We start from the raw sequence: 21,543 nt of genomic DNA, 5'->3' as shown, positions 1-21,543 counted from the left end.
CCAAGTGGGAGCCGCTGGCGTATCCGTTTTGTTTTCCGGAGTACGACCATGCGCTTCACCTCTCTACGCCTTGCCCCGCTGTGGGCGACCCTCACCGTCAGCGGCCCCTCGCACGCTGCGGCCAGCCTGCTGGTGGACGACGCCGGCACCACGCCCGAATCCAGCTGCCAGTTGGAAAGCTGGATCCGCAACACCACCGGCCATAGCGAACGCACCGCCGTGCCGGCGTGCACCGTGGCAGGCACGGAGTGGTCCTTCGGACTGAGCCATCTGCACGGTAGCGGTGACACCCCGTGGGCCGTTGGTGCCAAGCGCACGCTGCGCGGTTGGCACGCCGACCGCATCCAGTTGGCCGGTGCCCTCCAGACCGGGGGTGACCTCCGCCACGGTGGGGCCCGCGGCTGGGCAGTCAACGTCCCGTTGAGTATCGCGGTGGATCGGCAAGGCGACGTGTTGATCCATGCCAACACGGGCTGGGTGCGATCACGCACCGAGCGCGGGCTGACCTTCGGCGCCGGCACTGAAATCCGGATCGCACCGCGCTGGTCCGTGCTGGCCGAGCAGTACCGCGATGCCGCTCGCCAACGCAGCAGCCAGCTCGGCGTGCGCCGCCTGCTACGCAACGACGCCTCGCTGGATCTGCTCGTCGGCTACCAGCACGGCGCGACCTCTGATTCGTGGCTCACGGTGGGTCTGAACCTGCCACTGACCCGATAACCCCCTTCCCGTCACCGCCGCTGTTCGCGGCTATCTGCCTATCGCACCCTGTACAGGAGACTTCCCATGAACCGCGAAGAGATGATGTTCGCCGTCCGCCGTTTCGCCCACGCCCCCGATCGCGCGGGCTTCGCCGAGCTGGTCCGCACCTGCCACCCGTCCGATCTTGCCGATGCCCTGCAGGCGATCGGCGTCCGCCCTGCCTCGACGTTGCTGCAGCTTCTGGAGACGCCACAGCGCGCGATGCTGTTCTCGCACTTCGACGCCGAACGGCAGGATGCGCTGGTTGCCGTGCTGCCGGCCAAGGAGCTGTCGGAGCTGTTCGCGCAGATGCCAGCCGACGACCGCGCCGACCTGTTCAACCGGCTGGATGCCCCGGGAAAATCCGGGCTGTTGGACGGCCTGGATGACATCGAGCGCGATTACGTCCTGGCACTGTCCGCGTACCCGGAATCCGCCGTCGGCTCCGCGACGACATCGGACTTCGTGGCCATCGGCAGCAGCGTGACCGTGAGCGCAGCGCTGGACCATATCCGCGCGACGGCGCCGGACAGCGAAACGGTGTATGTGCTGTACGTGCTCGATGCCCAGCGGCACCTGCAGGGGACGGTGTCCCTGCGCGACCTGGTGGTGGCGAAGCCCGACACTCGCGTAGCCGAGCTGCTGCGGCCGGATGCGGTGTTCGTGCGTGCGGCGTGGCCACGCGTGCAGGCCGCTGACCTGATCCGCCGTTATGACCTGCTCGCGGTACCCGTGCTGGATGACAAGGACCGCATGATCGGCATCGTGACCGTGGACGATGCGATGGACATCGACAAGCAACAGGATGCCAATCAGCTCGCACGCTTTGGTGGCACGTCAAGCGGCAAGGGGGGCGATCTGGATGTGATGACCACCCCCCTGCGCAGGATGTTCAGCGTGCGCGTGTTCTGGCTGGCCGTGCTGACCTTCTTCGGCATCATCACCAGCACCTTCGTCGCCGCCCAGGAGGAACTGCTGAGCCAGGCCATCGTGCTGGCCGCCTTCATCGCCCCCATTGTCGACATGGGCGGCAATACCGGCAGCCAATCCGCCACGCTGGTGATCCGCGGCATGGCGCTGGGTGAGCTGGGATTGAACTGGCGCCACGTGGGGTTCGTGATCCGCCGTGAACTGCCGGTGGCGGCCATGCTCGGCATCACCATCGCCCTGCTGGAAGCCGTGCTGGCGTACTTCAGCAAGGGCGTGGGCACGGACGTATTGCTGGTGGTGGGCCTGAGCATGCTGGTCTGCACCGCACTCGGCGGTGTCATCGGTGCACTGCTGCCGTTCCTCGCGCGGCGCTTGGGCACCGATCCGGCGACGCTGTCCTCGCCGCTGATCACCTCGGTCATGGACCTGATCGGCGTGTTCGTCTACTTCGGCTTTGCGTGGGCGTTCCTCGGTGATCAGCTGACCGGGGCGGCGGCCTGATGCGCCTGTTGCAGCACCTGGACATCGCCGCCACGCTGGATACCCTCACCAGCTTGTCCCTGGCCTTCCTGCTGGGGGGCCTGGTGGGACTGGAGCGGCAGTATCGGCAACGGACTGCCGGCCTGCGCACCAACGTGCTGGTTGCTGTCGGTGCGGCGCTGTTCGTCGACATCGCGATGCGTTTCCACGCGCATTACGGTGGTACGCCGAATCCGCTGCAGGTGGTGGCCTATGTCGTATCGGGCGTGGGCTTCCTGGGGGCCGGCGTGATCATGCGCGAAGAGGGCAACATCCGCGGCATCAACACCGCCGCCACGTTATGGGGGTCGGCCGCGATCGGCGTCGCCGCAGGCACCGGCATGCTGGCAGAAGCCGTGCTGGGAACGGTGTTCGTGCTCGCCGCGAACACCCTGCTGCGGCCGATCGTCAACGCGATCAACCGCCGTCCACTGGATTCGGACACGGTGGAAGTGACCAACATCGTGCATGTGATCGTGGGACGCCACCGCCAGCGCGAACTGATGGCGGCGCTGGAAAGCGCGCTTGAGCGGCACGCCTATCCGGTCACCGATCTGCAGGTGACCGCGTTCGGCGAAGAGGACGTGGAGATCGAAGCCGTCCTCACCGCAACGTCCGTGGATGCCGATGCCATGGACGGCATGGTGCATGCGTTGCAGTCGCTGCCTGGCGTGCGCCAGGCATTCTGGAGTCCAAGCACGAGTGGCTGATGGGCGCCGCGTCGCTACCCTCATGGCAGCGGCGCGGCCGGTCTGGCCGGAGTCAGAACGCGACGTTCAACGCAACCTGCGGCGCCACGATGGCACTGGTGTTGCGCCCGGCAACGCCCACTTGGACGCCCCCGATGACGCCGACCTGGTCGCTGAAGTGGTACTCCACCGCAGGCAGTACAGACAGCCGCCATGAGGCGGGATCCCGCCTGTCCAGCGCCTCACCCTCGGCCATCCTTCCGCTTACATGCGCGCCACGATCCTGTTCGTACAGGGCCTCGGCCACCAGGGTCCAGTGCGGGTGCACGCTGTATTCGGCTGCGACGCTGGAGCTGAAGGTGCTGCCCAGCCGCGCCGAACCGCTGAATCCGGCGGCAGTACCGTAAACGCTCTGCCCGCGGATGCCGGCGCGGCTGCCAGGAAGGCGCCAGCCTGCCACGGCGCGTGCGCGCAGCATGCCGTCCAGGAAGTAGGCCTGGCCCTGCACGGAAAGTGCCGTGGTCTGCGCACCGCTGCCACTGCCTGCGCGGTCGGTGTACTGCAGGCGATCATGGCGCCCGGTGGGCAGGCCGCGCTGCGCGGTGACCGCCCACGCGGTGTGGTGGACCCCTGCACTGGCATACACCGCGTACTGCGCTTTGACTGACGTATCGCCGATGACCAGGTCACGCCCTCCATCAACGCCCTGATCGTACTGGCCAGCGAGGGTGGTGCCGATGGTCAGTCGATCGGTGACGCCCACGTTGATCGGCACGACCAGGTCCCACTGCGCGGGCGCATCACTGTCGAGCCGATGCCCGTCCGCATCGAAGCGGGACGTCGATGTGCTGTTGATCAGATAGGGTTCGATGTTGACCATCCCTTTCGGCACCGGCTGGCCGCCACTGGCCAAGGGACCGAGGAATCGGGGGTGTGCGTCGTCGTTGCGATCCTGCGCCAGCAGTGAGGCGGGCAGCAGCAGGGCAGACAGCACGCCGATACGGACGTGCGACACGGGTGAGAGGAACATCGGCTTCTCCGGGAGACGCAGCCAGTGGCTGCTCTCCCGAAGCTAGGCAGGACGCGTGGACCAGAAAATCGGAAAAAGCCTAAAAACGCGGTAATCGAGCCACTTACGACTCAAGTGCTGGCGGCAGGTGGGGTTCCACCAACGCGATCGTCCGCTTCAACGCACCGCGTCCATTGCTTACCAACGCACAACCGGCCTGTGCCATGTCCTCACGTGCCGCCGCGTCAGCCAACAGGTGATGCAGGTGATCACCCACCGACTTCGGGTCATTGCCGACAAGCAGCGCGCCCGCCTCAAGCATGCGCCGCGATATCTCGGCGAAATTGTGCAGGTGCGGCCCGGTTACCGCCGCTGTGCCCATCGCGGCCGGCTCCAGCAGATTGTGGCCGCCGATGGCCTGCAGGCTGCCGCCGACGAAGGCCACCTGCGCGCACGCATAGAACGACATCAGCTCACCGAGCGTGTCGATGACGAAGACGTCGTCACCTCCGCCGGGCCACTGCTGCACGCGGCGGGTGGTCACCTGCCAGCCCTGATCGCGGGCCAGCGCCTCCACCCGGGCGAAACGCTCTGGATGGCGCGGGGCCCAAAGCAGCAACAGCCCGGGATGCTGCAGGCGCAACTGTCTGTGCAGTTCGATCACGGCCTGCTCTTCGCCCTCGTGCGTGCTTGCCGCGATCCACACCGGCCGATCACCGGCAACGGACTGCTGGAAGCGTTCGACGAATGCCTGCACGTTGGGCGTGGCGATATCGAACTTCAGGTTGCCCAGCGCCTGCACCTGCGCCGGCGACGCGCCCAGCTGGATGAAACGCTCGGCATCGTCATCGGACTGGGCTGCAACGCAGGTGACCGTGCGCAGCGCGCGGCGGATCAACGCCGCCAGTACCCGATACCCGCGCAGCGAACGCGCCGACAGCCGGGCGTTGAGGATGTAGACCGGAATGTCGCGGCTGCGGCAGCCGAACAACATGTTCGGCCACAGCTCGGTCTCCAGGATCAGCGCCAGGCTCGGCTGGAAATGATTGAGGAAGCGGCCCACGCTGCCCGGCACGTCGTAAGGCAGATAGACGTGGTCCACCGCCTCGCCCCACAGCGAGCGCACCCGCTCCGACCCGGTCGGCGTGATAGTGGTGATCACCCAGCGGATGTCCGGGCGCAGCGCCCGCAGCGCATTGACCAGCGGCGCCGCCGCGTTGACTTCCCCGACCGATACCGCGTGCAGCCACACACGGGGCTGGCAGCTGGAGTGGGGATAGGAGGCATACCGCTCGTCCCAGCGCCGGAAGTACTCGCGGACCCGGAAGCCGCGCCAGACCAGGTGGTACACGGTGATCGGCAGCAGCAGGTAGAGCACGGCCGAGTACAGGCCGCGCAGGATCCATTCGACGGGGTCTTTGCGCATCGCCAAAGGATACGGGAGCCCTACCGGAAAGACACGCAGCGTGCCCGCAGCGCCTTGCTAGAATGCGGGTCATGTCTGATGCCACCACCGCCCCCCGTCCGTCGCTGCGCGAACCGCGCAACTGGCCCATGTTCGCCGCCATGTTCGGTGCCTTCGCGATCGCGCGGCTGCCGTGGTTGCTGCAGCGTGCGCTGGGCCGCGGCGTCGGCTGGGTGGCCTGGCGGCTGGCCGGCAGCCGTCGGCGCGCGGCCGAAGTGAACCTCGCCCTGTGCTTTCCCGAAAAAGATGCGGCGTGGCGCCAGCGCTTGCTGCGCGACAGCTTCGATGCGCTGGGCGTGGGCATCTTTGAGTTCGCCCGCGCCTGGTGGGGCAGCATCGATGCGATCCGCCCGCGCGTGCACGTGGAAGGGGTTGAACACCTGCATCGGCTGAAGGCCGAAGGCCGCGGCGTGCTGCTGGTGTCGGGACACTTCATGACCCTGGAGATGTGCGGGCGCCTGCTGTGCGACCACGTCGAGCTGGCCGGCATGTACCGCAAGCACCGCAATCCGGTGTACGAGTGGGCGGTGAAGTTCGGCCGCCTGCGCTACGCCAGCGCGATGTTCGCCAACGAAGACATCCGTGCGAGCGTGCGCCACCTGAAGAAGGGTGGCTTCCTCTGGTACGCACCGGACCAGGACATGCGGGGCAAGGACACCGTATTCGTGCCGTTCTTCGGCCATACCGCCTCCACCATCACGGCCACGCACCAGTTGGCGCGGATGACCGGCTGCGCCGTGGTGCCGTACTTCCACCGTCGCGAAGGCGGCGATTACTACCTGAAGGTGGGCGCGCCGCTGGAAGATTTCCCGACCCAGGACGTCGAGGCCGACACCGCGCGGGTCAACCAGGCCATCGAACAGATGGTGCGCGAAGCACCTGACCAGTACCTGTGGATCCACCGGCGCTTCAAGCGCCAGCCGGGCGGCCGCAGCGATTACTACCGCTCATAGGTAGAGCCGACGTCAGTCGGCTGCCTTAGCCAATGCAGCCGACTGAAGTCGGCTCTACCCCCCGCCCGCCCGCCGCATCTACCGGGCGCTCGGCGCCTCTTCGTCCCGTGCCAGCAGGCTGCCGGCATACAGGGCCGCGAGCAGCACCGTCAGGCCGCCCCAGAACGTGGAGTGGAAGGCCAGGTGGGTGTTCAAGGGAAACACGGTAACCGCCAAGGCCAGCATGGCCGGACGCGCCCGTTCGCGCGCCTGCGGTGGGGCGAATCGCCACGCGCGCCACGCCTGCGCGAAGGCGGCCAGCCACAGCAGCAGGCCGATCACACCGGTTTCGGCAAGGATTTCCAGGACGATCTGATGGGCGTGCAGGGCCGGACCTTCACCCCAGACACCCTGCGTCCCGGCCTGCGGATCGCAGGCGGGATAGGCATCGCGGAACCCCCGCGCGCCGACGCCGTTGATCGGATGTGCCCGGATCATGCAGCCCGCCGCGGACCATATCCGTCCGCGCCCGGACAGCGCCTGCTCCACGCCATCGTCGTTGCCTTCCCAGGCCTGCGCGGTGCGCACCACGCGGTCGCGCAGCTGCGGCACGCTGTACGCCAGCCCCGCGGCCAACACCGCCCCCAGCGCACCCAGCAACAACAGCTGTCGTCCGCCCAGCACGCGCCAGCCGCTGTACACAGCCACGAGGCCGAAGGTGATCCATGACGCGCGCGACCCGGCCAGCAGCAGCACGATGCCCACCGCGCCTGTGGCCAACAACCAGCCAGGACGCCCGAAACGCGCAGCGACCGGCAACAGCAGGAAGGCGGACAGACTGGCCAGCACCTGGCCGAACTTCAGATTGCAGGGACCCAGTGCACCGCTGAGGCGGTCGGCCAAGGCCGCTTCCGCTGGGCTGCACAAGCCGTGCCCGCTGACCAGCTGCTTCACCTGATCCAGCGACCAGAACCACGGGCTGGTACCGGCCATTGCCTGCACCAACGCATCCAGCGTCCACGCCGCGGTGATCACGGCGAGGCCACCGAGGGTCAGCGCGCGTCGTTGCGGACTGGCCACGGCAATCGCCACCAGCCACATGAAGGGGAGATAGCGCAGCCCGGCGGCCGCCTTGGTCCAGGCGGCGGCGGGGTCCACGGCATCCGGTGCGGAGATCGCCTGCGGCAGCCAGTACCCCAGGAACAGGATGCTGGTCAGGGCCCATGCCGCTGTACTGAGCAGGTGCGATTGCCCGCGCAGGCGCCGCATCACCATCCGCGTAGCGGCGTAGATCGCCCCCAGCGCCAGTACGCCTTCGGCGATGCCAGGCAGCGGCCACAGGGCCACGAACGCCAGCACCACCCACGGGGCCCAGCGACCGGCGCGGTCGTCGATCAGGGCAGAGCGGGAGTCAACCGGCGAGGTCGGCATACAGTCGGAGCGTGTCGCGTTGCATGGCCTGCAGCGTAAACGGGATGCGGCTCGGCAGCGACGGGGGCTGTGCAAGCAACGCAAGCGCGCGTTCACCCAATGCCTGCGCGTCACCCAGCGCGACCGCGCCCGAGGGCTGGAGCTGACGCAGGAGTTCGCCCACCCCGCCGTGATCCCAGCCCAGCACGGGCCTGCCCACTGACAGGGCTTCCACCACGGTGCGACCGAACGCTTCTGGCTTGTCCGACAGCTGCAGGACCAGGTCGCAGGCGGCGTAGGCCTGGGCGATGCGCGAGGTGGGCGGGCTGATGTGCAGCGCGGCGTCCACGCCCAGCTGCTGGGCCTGTGCACGCAGTTCGCTCAGATACGATTCGCGCCCGGGTTCATCGGTCCCCAGCATCCACAACCGTGCAGGCACGCCGGCCGCGCGGATCCGCGCCAGCAACGCCAGTGCATGGATGTGGCCCTTCAGGCGGGTACCCCGTCCCGGCAGCAGCAGCAGGGGACCCTGTTCTTCAAGCAGCCACGGGACGTCCTTCGCCAGCGCCTGGCGGGGCCGCAGGTCGTTGCGCGCCACGCGCGGAAACTGGGCGGTATCCACACCGCGCGGTATCACCTGCAGGCGTTCGGCGGGCACCGCGGGGTAATGCTGCTGGACGAAGCGGCGTACGGTGTCCGATACACAGATCACCCGCTCGCCGGTGGTCATCACTGCGCTGTAGCGTCCCGGCGTGTTGAGCCCATGCACCGTCGTTACCCAGTGCGGGCGACGGTCCACGGGCAGGCCGCGCACCGCATGCAGCCCCAGCCACGCCGGCAGTCTGGAGCGCGCATGGACGATGTCCGCTCCGGTTTCGGCGAACAACCGCCGCAGGGTCGGCATGTGCCGCAGCGTCAACAGCGACTTGCGGCCGATATCCAGGGTGAGATGTTCGGCGCCGCTGTCCAGCAGCGGTTGCACCAGGCGTCCTCCCGCCGACACCACCACGGCGCGGTGGCCGGCGGCGACCAGCGCGGCGGCGATTTCCAGCGTAGAACGCTCTACCCCGCCGGAGTGCAGCGCCGGCAGCAACTGCACCACGGTCAATCGACGCATCGGTGCGCGCTTCCGCTCAGTCGGCCAGCACGAAGACGGCGCCGCAGTAAGCGCACTTGGCCTCGCCGTTGGGTTCGTCTTCGATCGGCAGGTAGACGCGCGGATGTGAGTTCCACAGCGCCATCTCCGGGGTCGGGCAGCTCAGCGGCAGGTCGCCGCGGTGCACGGTGTAACGCTTTTCAGCGTTGGCGGGAGCAGTGGCGGTATGGCTCATGGCGGGCATCGTGAAGGGAAGTACGAGGACGATGATTCTAGCATCCGCGTCGGCGCGAGGCCGTCCCGCTTGCCATGCGGTGCGCAACCCCGAATCGACACATGGATCGATCCATATGGCGCGCCGCAGCATCGCCTTGAAACAGCAACGCAGCGATTTGGATCGAACCAAATGCACTTGTCAGCGCCAACTTGCCTGTAGCAGGATGGTCCGCGTTGCTCTGGGAGGAGAACGCAATGCCCCTGTCTGTGCCCCACCGTGCGCGCCGTGCGCCCCTGTTCGTTGCACTGGCCCTCGTGCTGGTTCCCGTTGCCCACGCTGCCCCGATGCTGACCTCGTTCGAGCCCGGCCAGCCATCGCTGGTGTCCGGCCAAGCCGGTCCGCTGCAACTGCGTGTCGGTGCGGGTCCCCGCGACCCGTACGCGGCCAAGGCCGGAATGGGCTACACCGGGCTGCACGCAGTGCACTACGCCAGCCCCGGCGGCGCGGCGCGGCAGGTACTGCTGCAGACCGACCAGGTGATCGAGGCGGACACCACGCTGAGTTGGCTGGTGCTGCCGGAGATCGTCGACGGCGATACGGTGTCTTCCACCTACGCGTCGCTGGACCTGCTGTTGGACGATGGCCAGCGTGTATCGGCAAGCGCAGCGCGGGACCAGCATGGGGTGGCGCTGGGCGCGCGTGCACAGGGCGACTCCAGGACGTTGTATCCGCAGCAGTGGGCGCGCAAGGCGGTGCGGTTGGGCGATGTGGCCGGCCTGCAGGGGCGCCGCGTGGTCGCCGTGGAGCTGGAAGTAGCCAGCGCCGCAGGTGCGCCGGTGTCGGGCTGGATCGACGACGTGCAGCTGGCGCCGCAGCCCATGCGGGCCCCGCAGCGCCCGTCGGACTGGGTCCTGACCACGCGCGGCACCCAATCGAACGGCCGGTTCTCGCGCGGCAACAACATCCCCGCGACGGCGGTACCGCACGGCTTCAACTTCTGGACGCCGGCCACCGATGCCGGCGTGATCAACTGGCTGTACCGCTGGAACGAGCACAACGACACCGACAACCGGCCCCGCCTGCAGGCCCTGTCGCTGAGCCATCAGCCCAGCCCGTGGATGGGTGACCGCCAGACGTTCCAGGTGATGCCGTCCGCCAGCCGCGGTGTGCCGGAGGCAGATCGCCGCAAGCGCGCGCTGGCCTTCAGCCATGACCATGAAGCGGCGCGCCCGCATCGCTATGACGTGCGCTTCGACAATGGCATCGGCGCGTCCATCGCGCCGACCGACCACGCGGCCCTGTTCCGCTTCGAGTTCCCTGCAGAGGGGGATGCCAATCTGTTGTTCGACAATGTGGATGCGCGCGGCGGGTTGACGCTGGATCCAGCCACGCAGACGCTTACCGGCTACACCGACGTGCGCAGCGGACTGTCCAACGGCGCCACGCGGATGTACGTGGTGGCCAGCTTCGATCGGCCATGGCGCAGCAGTGGGGCGATTGAAACCGGGCGTCCCACCGGCTACATCAAGTTCGATCCGGGCGGCGAGCGGCGCGTGCACATGCGCATCGCCACGTCGTTGATCTCGGTGGAGCAGGCGCGGCACAACCTCGCCCTGGAACTGGCCAGTGACGATGACATCGAGCGCGTGGCCGGGCGCGCGCAGGATCTGTGGGATGCACGGCTGGGCGCCTTCGACATCGGCGATGCCAGTGCGGACCAGAAGACCACGCTGTACTCCAACATCTACCGGCTGTACCTGTACCCGAACTCGGGCCACGAGAACGTGGGCAGTGCGCAGTCGCCGGAATGGCGTTACGCCAGCCAGGCCAGCGCTGCGGAAGACAACACCGATGGCAGCGCGGTGCGCAGCTTCGCGCCCATCCGCGATGGCCGGGTGTACGTCAACAACGGCTTCTGGGATACCTTCCGCACCACGTGGCCGGCCTACGCCCTGTTCCGCGCCGACGACGCCGGCGACCTGGTGCAGGGGTTCCTCGAACAGTATGCCGCTGGCGGCTGGGTGGCCCGCTGGTCTTCTCCGGGCTATGCCGACCTGATGGTCGGCACCAGTTCCGACGTGGCCTTCGCCGACGCCTGGCTGAAGGGCGTACGCGGTTTCGACGTCGATCAGGCCTATAGGGCGGCGCTGAAGAACGCGACCGTCGTTCCGCCGGACCGCCATGTCGGACGCAAGGGCATGGACCGCTCCACGTTCCGCGGTTTTGCCAGCAGCGATGTGCACGAAGGCATGTCATGGACCATGGAAGGCGCGCTCAACGATTTCGGCATCGCCAACATGGCGAGCGCACTGGCGACGTCTGCCAGCACGCCAGCGCAGCGCGAACGCCTCACCACCGAAGCGGACTATTTCCGCCACCGCGCGGCAGGCTACGCGACGATGTTCGATGCCACCGCAGGTTTCTTCCAGGGCCGCCGTGAGGATGGCAGCTGGCGCGTGCCATCGAAGGACTACGATGCCCGCGTCTGGGGCCACGATTACACCGAATCCAACGGCTGGACGTTCGCGTTCACCGCCGCGCACGATGGCGAAGGACTGGCTGCGTTGTACGGTGGGCGCGAAGCTCTTGCAGCGAAGCTGGATGCGTTCTTCGCTACCCCGGAGACCGCGGATCCGGCCCTGGTCGGCTCGTACGGCGGCGTCATCCACGAGATGACCGAGGCCCGCGATGTACGCATGGGCATGTATGCGCACAGCAACCAGCCTTCGCACCATATCCCCTGGATGTACCTGTACACCGGGCAGCCGTGGAAGACGCAGAAGCATGTGCGCGAGATCCTTGCACGCTTGTACGTGGGTAGCGAGATCGGCCAGGGCTATCCGGGCGATGAAGATAACGGCGAAACCTCCGCGTGGTACCTGTTCGCCTCGCTCGGCCTGTATCCGCTGCGCATGGGCGCGCCGGAGTATGCGATCGGCTCGCCGCTGTTCCGCCATGCGAAGGTGACGCTGCAGGATGGCGCGGTGTTGACGGTGAATGCCGCCGACAACTCGCCGGAGAACGTGTACGTGCAGTCGCTGAAGGTCAACGGCAAACCGTGGACGAAGACCTGGCTGCCGCATGATGTCATCGCTGCCGGCGCAACGCTGGACTTCCAGATGGGCCCGCAGCCCTCACGCTGGGGAACCGGCGCGGGCGATGCGCTGCCCTCGCTGACCCCGCGTGGTGCCCGCCCTGCCCTGCTGCACGACCTGCTGGCACGTGGTGCGAAGGCCGCGCTGGAAGACGGACGCGCGCTGGACGCCCTGCTGGATGATGATGCCGGCACCGCTGTTCCGCTGGGTGCGAAGGCGTCCGTGGTCTTCACCGGTGCGGCCGCGGGTGTGCCGTCGATGTATACGCTGACCAGCGGTGACGGCGCGATCCGCGGTGGTGAGTGGACACTGGAAGCGCGTACCACGAACGGTCGCTGGACCACGCTGGACGCGCGCAAGGCGGAAGATTTCGCCTGGGCTCGGCAGACGCGGCCATTCCGCATCGCCAAACCCGGTCAGTACGCCGAGTACCGGCTGCGCATCAACGCACCCGGTCGCCTGCAACTGGCCGAGGTGGAGCTGCTGGCACCGGGAGCCACGCCGTGATCCGCGTCGCGCATGCTGCGCTACCGCTCAGTCTGGCTACGTTGGCCCTGTTTACCCCTGGGACTGCGTGCGCGTTCGAGGCGACCCAGCGCCAAGACGGTGTGACCCTGCACTATCGGGATGCCAGCGACGCCGTTCCGGAGGCCATCCGCACGCGGATCATCGATACGTTCTTCAAGGCATATCTGCCGCAGCGCGCGGACTTCCATCCGCACGCCGCCTCCGAGGTGGCAATCGTCATCGATCCGGCTTACGACGGCATCGCCTACGTCGGCGAGAAGGCCAAGGCGTCAACAATCACTATCAACCCGGCCTGGCTGGCCAAGCATACGGGTGACACTGATCTGGTCACCCATGAAGCCATGCACATCGTGCAAGGCTACCCGGAATACGCCAACGCACGCGTGCCGGGCTGGCTGGTGGAAGGCATCGCCGACTACGCGCGTGACCGCTACGGGGTCGACAACGCCGCCGCCGGATGGGCACTACCGCTGACGGTGAAGGAAGGACAGACCGCCGAGACCGGTTACCGGGTGACGGGCGCTTTCCTGAAGTGGAGCGAAGCCGCCCACCCCGGACTGGTGAAGGCCCTGGACGGCGCCCTGCGCAGCGGGCGCTACACCCCCGCCCTGTGGCAGACGCACACCGGCCACACCCTGCCGGACCTGTGGACTGCGTACGCCAAGGCGGCCACGCGGTAGAGCCGACCGGTAGAGCCGACTTCAGTCGGCTGCGTCCGGCGGATCGAATACCTGAAACCAGCCGACCGGTAGAGCCGACTTCAGTCGGCTGCACCCAGCGGATCGAATACCTGAAACCAGCCGACCGGTAGAGCCGACTTCAGTCGGCTGCGTCCAGCAAATCAAATACCTGAAGCCAGCCGACTGGTAGAGCCGACTTCAGTCGGCTGCGCCCAGCGGATCGAATACCTGCAGCCAGCCGACTGAAGTCGGCTCTACCGGTTCCGCTGCGAAAAAGGCCGTCAGGCCTTTTTCTCGGCTTCCAGCTGCTTGCGTATCTGTGCATCCACCGCCGCGATCGCGGTCATGTTGAGGATGCGGCGCGAGGTCGCGCTGCTGGTCAGGATGTGGGCCGGCTTGGCCACGCCCATCAGGATCGGGCCGATCGCTACGCCGTCGGTGAATACGCGAACCAGGTTGTAGGCAATGTTCGCCGCTTCCAGGTTCGGCAGCACGAACAGGTTCGCACGACCGGTCAGGGTGGAGCCCGGCAGCAGCTTCTGGCGCAGCGCTTCGTCCCACGCGGTGTCGCCCTGCATCTCGCCATCCACGTTCAGACGCGGGTTGCGCTTAAGCAGCATCTCGCGGACCTGGCGCATCTTCAGCGCGTCCTTCGAATCGTGGCTGCCGAAATTGGAGTGCGACAGCAGTGCGACATTCGGCTCGATGCCGAACAGCTTCATGCGGTAGGCCGCCTGCAGCGTGGCTTCGGTCAGCTGCTCGGCCGTCGGATCTTCCTGCACGTGGGTGTCCACGAAGAAGAACACGCCCTGCTGGTTGATCACACCGGTCATCGCCGAGGTCGAGGTGACCTTCGTTTCCAGCGGCAGCACGCTGCGCACATAGCCCAGCTTCTTGTGGAAGCGGCCGACCACGCCGGTCAGCAGCGCATCGGCTTCACCGCGCGCCACCATCACCGCAGCGATCAGCGTTGGCCGCGAGCGCATCAGGTTCTTCGCCGCCGCTACGGTCACGCCACGGCGACCCGTCAGCCCGTGGTAATACTGCCAGTACTCGTTGAAGCGCGGGTCGTCATTGATATTGGTGACCTGGATGTTCTCGCCGATCTTCAGGCGCAGGCCCAAGCGCTGGATACGCGCCTCGATGACGTCCGGGCGGCCGATCAGGATCGGGTGCGCCAGGTCTTCGTCCACCACGTTCTGCACGGCCTGCAGCACGACTTCTTCTTCGCCTTCGGCATACACCACGCGCTGCTTGTCGGTGCGCGCGCGGTCGTACACCGGCTTCATCATCAGGCTGGTGCGGTACACGAACTCCGACAGCTTCTGCCGGTAGGCGGACATGTCGGCGATCGGCCGCGACGCTACGCCGGAATCCATCGCGGCCTGGGCCACCGCGGCGGACAACTCCACCAGCAGGCGGCGGTCGAACGGACGCGGGATCAGGTACTCACGGCCAAAACTCGGCGTCTCACCGCCGTACGCCGAGCCCATGTCGGTGGCGGCGCGGCGCGCCAATGCGGCGATGGCGCGGACGCAGGCGATCTTCATTTCTTCGTTGATCGCGGTGGCGCCCACGTCCAGCGCACCGCGGAACAGATACGGGAAGCAGAGAACGTTGTTGACCTGGTTCGGGTAATCCGAACGGCCGGTGCCGATGATCGCGTCGGCACGTACCGCGCGCACGTCTTCCGGCATGATTTCAGGCGTCGGGTTGGCCAGCGCGAAGATCACCGGATCCGGCGCCATCGTCTTGACCATGTCGGCGGTGAGGATGCCCGGCGCCGACAGGCCCAGGAAGATATCCGCGCCGTCGACGATTTCAGCCAGCGTGCGCTTGTCCGTGTCGCGCGCATAACGCAGCTTTTCCGGATCCAGGTCGGTACGACCGGTATGGATCACGCCCTCACGGTCGAAGGCCAGGATGTTGTCCGGCTTCAGGCCGAGCTGCACCAGCATGTTGACGCAAGAGATGCCAGCCGCGCCCATGCCCGTGGTCGCCAGCTTCACTTCTTCGATCTTCTTGCCGGTGATCGCCATGGCATTCAACACCGCTGCACCGACAATGATCGCGGTGCCGTGCTGGTCATCGTGGAACACCGGGATCTTCATCCGCTCGCGCAGCTTGCGCTCGACGATGAAGCACTCCGGCGCCTTGATGTCTTCCAGGTTGATGCCGCCAAAAGTCGGCTCAAGCGAGGCGATGATGTCGACCAGCTTGTCCGGATCCATCTCGTCCACTTCGATGTCGAACACATCGATGCCGGCGAACTTCTGGAACAGCACGCCCTTTCCTTCCATCACCGGCTTGCCGGCCAACGGGCCGATGTTGCCCAGGCCGAGCACGGCGGTGCCGTTGGAAATCACAGCGACGAGGTTGCCGCGCGCGGTGTACTCGCTGGCCATCGCCGGATCGGCCTTGATGGCTTCGCACGCATACGCGACGCCGGGCGAGTAAGCCAACGACAGATCACGCTGGGTCAGCATCGGCTTGGTCGCCGTGACCTTGATCTTGCCCGGCGGCGACATGCGGTGGTAATCGAGGGCGGCCTGCTTGAAATCTTCGTTGGACATCGACGTTGGGCACATGAATGGGCAAGAGGGACAGGGGATCATACCCCCGTTGTACGTTGGGGACCTGTCGCTGGGCTGTCGCTGCGGATGCTGCAGCGCACCACCCGAGGGATTCTGCCCGCATGCCGCGCGTGGTCCGGCGCGGCGGGTCAGCTCTGAAAAAACGACGGGGCCACGTCATCACTGACGGGCCCCGCCTCCTGACGTGGAAGGGGTCAGATGTTCGCGGTCACGGCGGGCAGGGGCGCATCCACCGGCGGCGGCAGCTCGCTTTCGCGGCCGTCCAGCGCCAGCTTCAGGCGGTCGCGGTCCAAGGCGCCTTCCCAGCGCGAGACCACTACCGTCGCCACGGCATTGCCGATGAAATTGGTCAGCGAGCGACACTCGCTCATGAAGCGGTCCACCCCCAAGATCAGGGCCATGCCGGCCACTGGCACTTCCGGCACCACGGCCAGCGTGGCCGCCAATGTGATGAAGCCGGCGCCGGTAACACCTGCGGCGCCCTTGGAGCTGAGCATCGCCACCAGCAGCAGGGCGATCTGGTGGCCCAGGGTCAGTTCGGTATTGGTGGCCTGCGCGATGAACAGCGCCGCCAGGGTCATGTAGATGTTGGTGCCGTCCAGGTTGAACGAGTAGCCCGTGGGGACCACCAGGCCGACCACCGACTTGCTGCAGCCTGCACGTTCCATCTTTTCCATCAGCGACGGCAGCGCCGACTCGGAAGAAGACGTGCCCAGCACCAGCAGCAGCTCGGCCTTCAGGTAACGGGCCAGCTTGAATACGGAGAAGCCGCACAGGCGCGCCACCGCGCCCAGGATCACCGCTACGAACAGGAACGCGGTCAGGTAGAACGAACCGACCAGCCAGGCAAGGTTGATCAGCGAGCCGACGCCGTACTTGCCGATGGTGAACGCGATGGCGCCAAACGCACCGATCGGGGCGGCCCGCATGAGGATGTGCACCAGCTTGAACACCGGGGCGACCAGCGCTTCCAGGAAGGACAGCACCGGCTTGCCCTTCTCACCGACCAGGGCCAGTGCGATACCGAACAGCACCGCCACGAACAGCACCTGCAGGATGTTGCCATCCACGAACGCGCTGACCAGCGTCTTCGGGATGATGTCCATCGCAAAGCCGACCAGGGTCAGGTCGTGCGACTTTTCCACATAGCTGTTGACCGCGCTCTGGTCCAGGTCGGCCGGATTGATGTTCATGCCGGCACCGGGCTGCACCACGTGCGCCACGATCATGCCCACCACCAAGGCCAGGGTGGAGAAGAACATGAAGTACGCCATCGCCTTGGCGAAGACCCGGCCCACGGTGCGCAGGTGGGTCATGCCGGCGATGCCGGTCACGATGGTCAGGAAGATGACCGGCGCGATGATCATCTTCACCAGGTTGATGAACGCATCACCGAGCGGCTTCATCTTTTCGCCGACCAGCGGCTCGTAATGGCCAAGAACGGCGCCCAGGACGATGGCGACCACCACCTGGAAATACAGCTGGCGATAGAACGGCAGCGGCTTGGTGGGCACCGGTGTGGCGGTGGGAACGTGCATGACGAGCTCCGGTAGGTGAAAATGGCGCTCCCGGCACGTTGCGTGCGTGGCGCGGCATCTGATGGCGCTCTTTGTACGCGCCCGGGGCCCGGTAGCAGATAGCCTATTGGTACTACCCCCCGGTTCAGGAAGATTCCCTGCCGGTTCTGCCCCTACACTGCGCCGGTCGCGACGTACCCGCCCACGCGGATGACGTGTTGTTCCACTTCCCGAATAGAGATCCGCCGTCCCATGCGAATGACCCCTACCCTGCTTGCCCTGTCCCTGGCCGCGAGCCCCCTGCTGGCCAACGCGGCCGGCTTTGACAACTGGCCGACCAAGGTGGCGTTCGCTGACGGCACCGAGTTGGCCGCCACCGGCAACATCGCTTACGACTGGAACAACTTTTCCGGCGACATCGAAAACGCCGACGCCGTGCGCCGCAAGGAATTCGGCGCCACGCTGAAGAAGAAGGGCGTGTACGACGCCATGGTGTACTACGACTTCCAGTCCGACACCTGGCTGGACGTGTTCCTGCGCGTGGAGAGCAAGGCCTTCGCTGGCCAGGATATCGGCAAGTTCCGGGTCGGTTACATGAAGACCCCGGTCGGCCTGGATGCGGTGACCAGCTCGCGTGCCGGCAGCTTCATGGAGTACGCGATGCCGGTGCAGGCGTTCTACGCCGGCCGTCGTACCGGTCTCGACTGGGTGCTGGAACGTCCGGCCTACCTGCTGCAGGCAGGCGTGTACGGTGGCAAGGATCTGCAGGGCGACAACCCCGGCACGATGCAGGCCGTGCGTGCGGTGTGGACGCCGGTGAAGGCCGAAGCCAACGTGTTGCACCTCGGCCTGGCGCTGTCGCAGGAAAACCCGCGCGGCTGGCGTGATGGCCGTGATGTGCACCATGAGGCCACCGCCCGTTTCCGCGCGCGTCCCGAGGCGGGCCTGACCGATCTGCGCCTGGTGGATTCCGGTGCGCTTGTCACCGCGGACAAGGTCAATCGTGCAGGCCTGGAAGGCATCTGGATCCGCGGACCGTTCTCGGTGCAGGCCGAGGCGCTGCAGGCCACGATCACCCGCGAGGGCAAGCCGGATTACACCGGCAACGGCCAGTACGTGATGGGCAGCTGGGTGCTGACCGGCGAGTCGCGCCCGTACAGTGCCGGCAGCGTGTCCAACATCAAGCCGGCGCGCGAGTACGGCGCGGTGGAACTGCTGGCGCGTTACAGCCGGCTGGACCTGGACGATGCCGACGTGCTGGGTGGCCGTGAACACAACTGGACCATCGGTGCGAACTGGTACCTCACCAGCCACTTCAAGTTCCAGGCCAACTACGTGAAGGCCGATGCCAGCCGCCGTGGCGTGCACACCACCCCGGAGATCTTCGAAGTCCGCGCGCAGATGCATTTCTGATCCGATGCCGGCGGGCAGGTCGGGTCAACGACCTGCCCTGCCCGTAGACTCGGCGCATGTACCGGCTCACCCGCTACCGCAAGCTGGCCATGACCCTGCTGGTGCTGATCGGTGGGACCGTGCTGTGTGCGGTCTCCGCCGGCCATTTCGCAGGCCAGCGCGCGCTCGCGGGCGAAAGCGCGCAGGTACAGCGTCAGCTGCAGTTGTACGCCCAAGGCCTGCAGCAGCGGATCGATCGCTTCGGCACCCTGCCGCAGGTGATGGCGCTGGACCCGGATCTGCTGGACGCGCTGCGCCACGCGCCCGACGATGCAGACCGCCAACGGCTGAACCTCAAGCTCTCGCAGGCCAACCAGGTCACCCGCGCGTCGACGTTGACCTTGGTCGGCCGTGACGGCGTGGCGGTTGCAGCGAGCAACTGGGACCAGCCGTCCAGCAATGTCGGCGAAGACTACAGCTACCGGCCGTATTACCGGCAGGCCATGGCCACCGGACACGGCCGGTTCTACGGCATCGGCATGACCACCGGGGTGCCTGGCTACTTCCTGTCCCACGCCATCGACGATGCGGACGGCATCCGGCTGGGCGTGGTGGTGATCAAGATCGAACTGTCCGCGCTGGAACAGGAGTGGCTGACCACCTCCGATATCGTGCTCGCCAGCGACAACCATGATGTGGTGTTCCTCGCCAACCAGGACGCCTGGCGGTATCGCCTGCTGCGTGAGCTGGGGCGCGGTGAGCGCAGCGAAATGCTGGCCAGCCGACAATATGCCGACCGTGCGCTGCAGCCGTTGCGCGCGCGTACCGAACGCGTGCTGGACGACGGCGGCCGCATCGTGCGCATGGCCGACCCGGCCATGCCGCGCTCGCTGCTATGGCAGACCGTCGACCTGCCGGAAGAAGAGTGGCACCTGCACCTGCTGCATGACGCCAGTGCGGCCAGCGCCGTGGCCCGCAGTGCCGCGATCGGCGGCGGCGCGGCCTGGATGGCGCTGGGCTTCCTGGCGCTGTTCATCCAGCAACGACGACGGCTGTCCGCGCACCGCCAACGCAGCCGCCGCGAACTGGAGACCCTGCTCAAGCAGCATGCGCAGGAGCTGCGCAGCGCGCAGGACGGGCTGCTGCAAGCGGCGCAGGATGCCGACCGCGGCTTGAGCCGCAGCCTGGAGCACTTGCCGCAGGGTGTGGTGATCATCGACCGTGAGCAGCGTCTGGTCGCCTGGAACTCGCGCTATCTGGAGCTGTTCCGATTTCCTTCCGGGCTGATCCAGGTGGGTCGCCCCATCGAAGAAATATTCCGCTTCAACGCGCGTCGCGGCCTGCTGGGACCAGGCCCGATCGACGAAGCCATCGAACGCCGGCTCAACCACCTGCGCAGTGGACGGCCGCATATGCGCGAGAGTGAAAAGGATGACGGCACCGTGCTGGAGATCCGCGGCAACCCGCTGCCCGACGGCGGCTTTGTCACCAGTTACGCCGACATCACCAGCTACAAGAACGCCGCACGCGAGCTGCGGTCGCTGGCCGACGCCCTGGAGCATCGCATCGTCGAGCGCACGCACGACCTGGACGAGGCGCGCCGCGAGGCGGAACAGGCCAACCGCTACAAGACCCGCTTCGTGGCCTCTGCCGTGCATGACCTGCTGCAACCGCTGAACGCCGCGCGCATGTTCGTGTCGGTGCTGCGCGGGAAGCTGGCGGACGCCGAGCAACACCAGACCGTTGATCACATTGAAGCCGCGTTGTCGGCACAGGATGCGATCCTGGTCAGCCTGCTGGACATCTCCCGGCTGGAATCGGGAAGCCTGCAGACGCGGGTACGCTCCTTTGCGCTCAATCCCCTGCTGGAGACCATGGCACGCGAGTTCGGCATCGCCGCCGAAGGCCGCGGGCTGCAGCTGCACTGGGTGCCCACCCGCGCCGTGGTGGTCAGTGATGAAGATCTGCTGCGGCGCATCCTGCAGAATTTCCTGTCCAACGCTCTGCGCTATACACCGCGCGGCCGCGTGCTGCTGGGATGCCGCCGCGACGGCGCGCGGCTGTGGATACAGGTGCATGACCAGGGCCCGGGTATTCCGGAGAGCCTGCACAAGGAGATCTTCGAGGAGTTTCGACGGCTGCATGATGGACAGGAGCGCGGCACCGGGCTGGGCCTGGCCATCGTGGAGCGTATCGGCCGCCTGCTGGGGCATCCGATCCGGCTGCGTTCGGCACTCGGCAGCGGCACGATGTTCGAAGTCGCGGTGCCGTTGGGCCACTCAGGCGATGTCGTGGAATCGGCGGTGACCCGCGCGCCGGTGGTGCTGGAAACCACCGCGGACAGCCCTCTGCGCGCACGCCGTGTGTGGGCCATCGACGACGATGCACATGTGAGCGCCGCCACCCGCGCGCTGCTGGAGAAGTGGGGCTGTGAGGTGGAACAGTCCGACGGACCGCAGGCGGCGCTGGAGGCTGCACGCGCGGGGCACGCGCCGGAACTGCTGCTGCTGGACGTGCGCATGGGCGAGTTTCATGGGCCGCACCTGTACGAAGCGCTGTGTGGGCAGTGGGGCAGCCGCCCCCCCGTGGTACTGGTCACCGCCGAGCGCGATGATGCGCTGAAGGCGCTGGCGTCGGCGAATGGCTGGGGGTTCCTGTCCAAGCCGGTGCGCCCCCCTGCGCTGCGCGCCCTGATGACCCAACTGCTGCTGCGTCACCAACGGTAAACGCCG

The 21,543-nt window shown here is 66.9% G+C and carries 15 protein-coding genes; 8 read left to right on the top strand and 7 right to left on the bottom strand.

All coding sequences use genetic code 11. The features are described from left to right. The first annotated feature begins 48 nt into the window (after window positions 1-48). The 3 genes from ICJ04_RS03825 to ICJ04_RS03815 all read left to right on the top strand — a co-directional run bounded on the left by ICJ04_RS03825 (window position 49) and on the right by ICJ04_RS03815 (window position 2,897). Entirely contained in the window at window positions 49-717 is a 669-nt protein-coding gene (locus tag ICJ04_RS03825) for a hypothetical protein (RefSeq protein WP_188326232.1), read from the top strand. Window positions 718-783: 66 nt separating this feature from the next. Beyond that, window positions 784-2,169, top strand: a complete 1,386-nt coding sequence (mgtE, locus tag ICJ04_RS03820) for a magnesium transporter (RefSeq protein ID WP_188326231.1) — start codon at window positions 784-786, stop codon at window positions 2,167-2,169. Next, the gene (locus tag ICJ04_RS03815) at window positions 2,169-2,897 is read left to right on the top strand and encodes an MgtC/SapB family protein (RefSeq protein WP_188326230.1); all 729 of its coding nucleotides are present in this window, start codon (window positions 2,169-2,171) and stop codon (window positions 2,895-2,897) included. The genes mgtE and ICJ04_RS03815 overlap by 1 nt, the downstream gene beginning before the upstream one ends. Window positions 2,898-2,949: 52 nt before the next feature. Here the strand turns inward: ICJ04_RS03815 and ICJ04_RS03810 are convergent, their stop codons facing one another. Together ICJ04_RS03810 and waaA are read right to left on the bottom strand one after the other, a co-directional pair. Continuing rightward, window positions 2,950-3,906, bottom strand: coding sequence for a hypothetical protein (locus tag ICJ04_RS03810; RefSeq protein WP_188326229.1), 957 nt, complete (start codon window positions 3,904-3,906; stop codon window positions 2,950-2,952). Window positions 3,907-4,009: 103 nt separating this feature from the next. Further along, window positions 4,010-5,311, bottom strand: coding sequence for a lipid IV(A) 3-deoxy-D-manno-octulosonic acid transferase (gene waaA / locus ICJ04_RS03805; protein WP_188326228.1), 1,302 nt, complete (start codon window positions 5,309-5,311; stop codon window positions 4,010-4,012). Between the two features lie 71 nt (window positions 5,312-5,382). Between waaA and ICJ04_RS03800 the strand changes: the two genes are divergently transcribed. Then, window positions 5,383-6,303: an LpxL/LpxP family Kdo(2)-lipid IV(A) lauroyl/palmitoleoyl acyltransferase gene (locus tag ICJ04_RS03800; RefSeq protein WP_188326227.1), complete on the top strand. Its 921-nt coding sequence runs from the start codon at window positions 5,383-5,385 to the stop codon at window positions 6,301-6,303. A 78-nt stretch (window positions 6,304-6,381) separates the two neighbouring features. Here ICJ04_RS03800 and ICJ04_RS03795 read toward each other — a convergent pair whose 3' ends face one another. From ICJ04_RS03795 to ICJ04_RS03785, 3 genes are read right to left on the bottom strand one after another with little or no spacing between them, the layout of a single operon-like run. Further along, on the bottom strand, window positions 6,382-7,713 hold the full coding sequence (locus ICJ04_RS03795; RefSeq protein WP_188326226.1) for an O-antigen ligase family protein: 1,332 nt from the start codon (window positions 7,711-7,713) through the stop codon (window positions 6,382-6,384). Then, complete coding sequence (locus ICJ04_RS03790) at window positions 7,694-8,809, bottom strand: glycosyltransferase (RefSeq protein WP_188326225.1); 1,116 nt, start codon at window positions 8,807-8,809, stop codon at window positions 7,694-7,696. Before ICJ04_RS03790 ends, ICJ04_RS03795 begins: the two co-directional genes overlap by 20 nt. Before the next feature lie 16 nt (window positions 8,810-8,825). Beyond that, window positions 8,826-9,023, bottom strand: coding sequence for a zinc-finger domain-containing protein (locus tag ICJ04_RS03785; RefSeq protein WP_042614687.1), 198 nt, complete (start codon window positions 9,021-9,023; stop codon window positions 8,826-8,828). Window positions 9,024-9,259: 236 nt separating this feature from the next. Between ICJ04_RS03785 and ICJ04_RS03780 the strand changes: the two genes are divergently transcribed. Further along, window positions 9,260-12,607 carry a GH92 family glycosyl hydrolase gene (locus tag ICJ04_RS03780; protein WP_188326224.1) on the top strand — a complete coding sequence of 1,116 codons (3,348 nt, stop codon included), beginning with the start codon at window positions 9,260-9,262 and terminating at the stop codon, window positions 12,605-12,607. After that, the gene (locus ICJ04_RS03775; RefSeq protein ID WP_188326223.1) at window positions 12,604-13,308 is read left to right on the top strand and encodes a basic secretory protein-like protein; all 705 of its coding nucleotides are present in this window, start codon (window positions 12,604-12,606) and stop codon (window positions 13,306-13,308) included. Before ICJ04_RS03780 ends, ICJ04_RS03775 begins: the two co-directional genes overlap by 4 nt. A gap of 281 nt (window positions 13,309-13,589) precedes the next feature. Here ICJ04_RS03775 and ICJ04_RS03770 read toward each other — a convergent pair whose 3' ends face one another. Together ICJ04_RS03770 and ICJ04_RS03765 are read right to left on the bottom strand one after the other, a co-directional pair. Then, window positions 13,590-15,881 (bottom strand): NADP-dependent malic enzyme, encoded by a 2,292-nt coding sequence (locus ICJ04_RS03770; RefSeq protein WP_188326222.1) that lies wholly within the window; start codon window positions 15,879-15,881, stop codon window positions 13,590-13,592. Between the two features lie 215 nt (window positions 15,882-16,096). After that, a complete protein-coding gene (locus ICJ04_RS03765) occupies window positions 16,097-17,440 on the bottom strand; it encodes a dicarboxylate/amino acid:cation symporter (RefSeq protein WP_188326221.1) in 1,344 nt (447 codons plus the stop codon). A 231-nt stretch (window positions 17,441-17,671) separates the two neighbouring features. Here ICJ04_RS03765 and ICJ04_RS03760 point away from each other — a divergent pair, with 231 nt between their 5' ends. Beyond that, window positions 17,672-18,832, top strand: a complete 1,161-nt coding sequence (locus ICJ04_RS03760) for a porin (RefSeq protein ID WP_188326220.1) — start codon at window positions 17,672-17,674, stop codon at window positions 18,830-18,832. Window positions 18,833-18,888: 56 nt separating this feature from the next. Beyond that, window positions 18,889-21,537, top strand: a complete 2,649-nt coding sequence (locus tag ICJ04_RS03755) for a PAS-domain containing protein (RefSeq protein ID WP_188326219.1) — start codon at window positions 18,889-18,891, stop codon at window positions 21,535-21,537. Window positions 21,538-21,543: the final 6 nt, after the last annotated feature.

This window comes from Stenotrophomonas sp. 169, assembly GCF_014621775.1.
Taxonomy (GTDB): Bacteria; Pseudomonadota; Gammaproteobacteria; order Xanthomonadales; family Xanthomonadaceae; genus Stenotrophomonas.
This window is presented reverse-complemented; position numbering and strand designations above follow the sequence as displayed.

Excerpts from the sequence above, each read along its gene's own strand:
- ICJ04_RS03800 (WP_188326227.1), top strand. The coding sequence starts at position 5,383 with ATGTCTGATGCCACCACCGCCCCCCGTCCGTCGCTGCGCGAACCGCGC.
- ICJ04_RS03790 (WP_188326225.1), bottom strand. The coding sequence starts at position 8,809 with ATGCGTCGATTGACCGTGGTGCAGTTGCTGCCGGCGCTGCACTCCGGC.
- ICJ04_RS03755 (WP_188326219.1), top strand. The coding sequence starts at position 18,889 with ATGTACCGGCTCACCCGCTACCGCAAGCTGGCCATGACCCTGCTGGTG.
- ICJ04_RS03780 (WP_188326224.1), top strand. The coding sequence starts at position 9,260 with ATGCCCCTGTCTGTGCCCCACCGTGCGCGCCGTGCGCCCCTGTTCGTT.
- ICJ04_RS03795 (WP_188326226.1), bottom strand. The coding sequence starts at position 7,713 with ATGCCGACCTCGCCGGTTGACTCCCGCTCTGCCCTGATCGACGACCGC.
- ICJ04_RS03760 (WP_188326220.1), top strand. The coding sequence starts at position 17,672 with ATGCGAATGACCCCTACCCTGCTTGCCCTGTCCCTGGCCGCGAGCCCC.
- ICJ04_RS03815 (WP_188326230.1), top strand. The coding sequence starts at position 2,169 with ATGCGCCTGTTGCAGCACCTGGACATCGCCGCCACGCTGGATACCCTC.
- ICJ04_RS03810 (WP_188326229.1), bottom strand. The coding sequence starts at position 3,906 with ATGTTCCTCTCACCCGTGTCGCACGTCCGTATCGGCGTGCTGTCTGCC.
- ICJ04_RS03770 (WP_188326222.1), bottom strand. The coding sequence starts at position 15,881 with ATGTCCAACGAAGATTTCAAGCAGGCCGCCCTCGATTACCACCGCATG.
- waaA (WP_188326228.1), bottom strand. The coding sequence starts at position 5,311 with ATGCGCAAAGACCCCGTCGAATGGATCCTGCGCGGCCTGTACTCGGCC.
- ICJ04_RS03785 (WP_042614687.1), bottom strand. The coding sequence starts at position 9,023 with ATGAGCCATACCGCCACTGCTCCCGCCAACGCTGAAAAGCGTTACACC.
- ICJ04_RS03825 (WP_188326232.1), top strand. The coding sequence starts at position 49 with ATGCGCTTCACCTCTCTACGCCTTGCCCCGCTGTGGGCGACCCTCACC.
- mgtE (WP_188326231.1), top strand. The coding sequence starts at position 784 with ATGAACCGCGAAGAGATGATGTTCGCCGTCCGCCGTTTCGCCCACGCC.
- ICJ04_RS03765 (WP_188326221.1), bottom strand. The coding sequence starts at position 17,440 with ATGCACGTTCCCACCGCCACACCGGTGCCCACCAAGCCGCTGCCGTTC.